The sequence below is a fragment of the Desulfosarcina cetonica JCM 12296 genome (assembly GCF_001311845.1).
GTDB classification, from domain to species: Bacteria; Desulfobacterota; Desulfobacteria; order Desulfobacterales; family Desulfosarcinaceae; genus Desulfosarcina; species Desulfosarcina cetonica.
Map to the genome: position 1 here is coordinate 1 of NZ_BBCC01000379.1, position 2,574 is coordinate 2,574.

General features: G+C 38.7%; 4 protein-coding genes. All 4 read left to right on the top strand.

Going from position 1 to position 2,574, the window contains the following annotated elements; genetic code table 11:
- Positions 1-149: 149 nt before the first annotated feature.
- The 4 genes from JCM12296_RS34030 (at position 150) to JCM12296_RS34040 (ending at position 2,514) form a co-directional block, all read left to right on the top strand.
- A complete protein-coding gene (locus tag JCM12296_RS34030) occupies positions 150-683 on the top strand; it encodes a hypothetical protein (protein ID WP_054702497.1) in 534 nt (177 codons plus the stop codon).
- Positions 684-813: 130 nt separating this feature from the next.
- Positions 814-1,371: a hypothetical protein gene (locus tag JCM12296_RS34035; RefSeq protein WP_054702500.1), complete on the top strand. Its 558-nt coding sequence runs from the start codon at positions 814-816 to the stop codon at positions 1,369-1,371.
- A 174-nt stretch (positions 1,372-1,545) separates the two neighbouring features.
- Positions 1,546-1,782 (top strand): hypothetical protein, encoded by a 237-nt coding sequence (locus JCM12296_RS37545; RefSeq protein WP_246805295.1) that lies wholly within the window; start codon positions 1,546-1,548, stop codon positions 1,780-1,782.
- Positions 1,783-2,055: 273 nt separating this feature from the next.
- The gene (locus JCM12296_RS34040; protein ID WP_054702503.1) at positions 2,056-2,514 is read left to right on the top strand and encodes a hypothetical protein; all 459 of its coding nucleotides are present in this window, start codon (positions 2,056-2,058) and stop codon (positions 2,512-2,514) included.
- Positions 2,515-2,574: the final 60 nt, after the last annotated feature.

Here is a 2,574-nt window from a genome sequence, read left to right on the forward strand (position 1 = left end):
TCATCAAAAAGGGCCAACCAATCACTCAAGCGGACCGGGAATTACGGTGCCATTTTTAACGGATGACATTGACTGAAAACTCGGGGATTTTTGGGCATTCGGCAGCACCTGTTCCCGGCCCCTTACCTTGTTGTTGGGTGGGGATTTACATGACAACAGAATTGAAAGTGGGCGATTGGGTAACGAGCTATCACCAAGGAATTTGGCAGATTTATAGAATCCTCCAATACACAGAGAAAGACCCTCTATCAGGTCTCCCATCACCTCACACGACTATCTTTTCCAAGCGTTTTGTTTCGTCGAAGTTCAAACGCTCTTTTAGTCAGGAATGCTGTCACCCGACCTTTGTCGAAAAGCTTAACCCTGAAATATTGGCAAAACTCGAAACCTTTATCGAACAAAATGCCAAGCTACACAGGCTATTCACTGAATACAAGCCCAAGACTATCGACAGTATTTACAATGCCAGAATTGGAATACCAAAAGGGAAGACTGCTGAAGAAATAGAGACCCTATTTCCAAAAGAGCGTACATTCACCATTTTTGAAATCGAACCTTTTCTTAGGAGCCTGGGTTTTGATACTGAGGAACTACCGTCTTGGACGGCTCAATTTGTATCAAAGGGTCACGTTTGCCAAGACGGGTACCTTGTTTACAAATTCCACCGAATCATGGAATTCTGAGGCTTAATTAAAAATGACCTGTGTGGTAAGATTTGAGAAGATGTTAATATCGACCACCCAACAATGGCATTAAGGGCGACGGCAAAAGCCGCCGCGCCTTATACCAGACGTTCGCTGTTCGTAAATTTATATGAATGTAACAATTGAAAATTGTGAAATATCATTCCCATTTGATGAATACTGCCGTTCGATAATTAGTGTTCTGCCAAAGGCTGATATTGTCGGAATAGATGAAATTAGATTTGTAAATACTTTTTCCAATCAAAAATCGGATAAGGCTTATGTCGCATGTTATTTAGAGGGTAAAAGTGGAAAACAAGCAACCATTGAGATAAATACGCTCAACCTGATAAAGGATCAAATACCCGAGTATATATTTAAACGACATCAAGAAATTGCTGCGCTATTCCTGTCTGAAATTATAGCCCATGAGGTGGGGCATCACGCTCATCGTTTCAAACGGCATGGCGTAAAAAAGAATCAGGCAGAAAGGTTTGCAGAAATGTATGCAAAGGCAGGATATTATAGCTATCTAAGAGATAGGAAAAGAAAAATATTATTAGCCTATAAAATTGCCATCAATAATATCCTTCTCTATGATAAGAAAGACAGACAAATATTTTTCGAAAGCAGGCGGGAGCTTAAAGATTGGATTGAAAATAATCCAAACGGTATCAAATTCCCATGATAATTTAAATTGCAGCGAACCACCATTTCCACCAGAGCGCAGGGGGCGTGGCATTTTTGGAGTGCATAGATTTGTCGAAGCTTTTTCTATCTCAAAAGCTCTTAATATTTTTTCCTGCGCCTTGGTGAAATGAAGCGTTGGCACAGAAAAAGATGATCAATTTGACTAATAGTTTTGAAAAATGAAAATCAAATTATTATGGCAACAGGATTGTTCCCATCATCATTCAAATGTGATTGCGGAGAGGAATTAGATTTTTCTGAAGGTACAATTCGTGAGATGAAAAAAATGAGCAAAAATAAGCATGCTCGCTTAGGAGAGGGAAAACACACGATCATTTTCCATGAAGGTGAAGCGAAAGAAATTCTTTGTCCTAAATTGAAGAAATGCGCAATTACAAGTTTTGAGTGATGATGCGCTTTTTGAAAACAAGAAAAGCTTATTTTTATGTAGCACATTCTGAACCGTTACATTCGTATTATCAATAAAAGGCATGAACTGAAAGCAATGGTTTCTTGTATGTTTTTAATAGGAAAAGCCGATGCGCCAACCATGCCATGCATTTGACCGCCAGGGCCGGGCGAATTTGGGAAGTCCGTTCCAAATTGTTCATAATCAAATACTTAGCTGTTCAGTGGAAGTCCTGGCGGCAACTGATAGCCACGTTCGGTCTTAGGAAATGCCATGACAAGCTTAGATGATGTTTATCGACAGTTTGGTGAAACCGCAGAGGCCGCTCAGTTATTAGAAGTTGAGTTGGGCAATATTGCGATAATGCACAATTTATTGGATAAAAATTTGATTGATGAAAAAAGTCCAGATGCTGCTGCTTCGATATTTCAAAAAATTAACAGAAGTACATTAGGTCAACTACTTAAGCAAGTTGGAAAATCAACGGATTATATAGACGAAATATATTCTAAACTTGATAATGCATTGAAAGTTAGAAACCGTTTATCTCATTCATTTTATAGGGAACATAATTTTCGACGAAATACTGAGGATGGACGCCTTATAATGCTAAATGATTTAGTTAAAATGCATGACTTGATACTTGACGCATATAGGGAATTATTGGAAATATCAAATTCTGAAATATTTGATTTTGATTATCCTATTCCAAAAGAACATATAAATATCTAAAAAACCGAACAATTTGCTGCACGGGAGCGCAAAAAGCGCGCGCCCCATGAGCAATGCGTT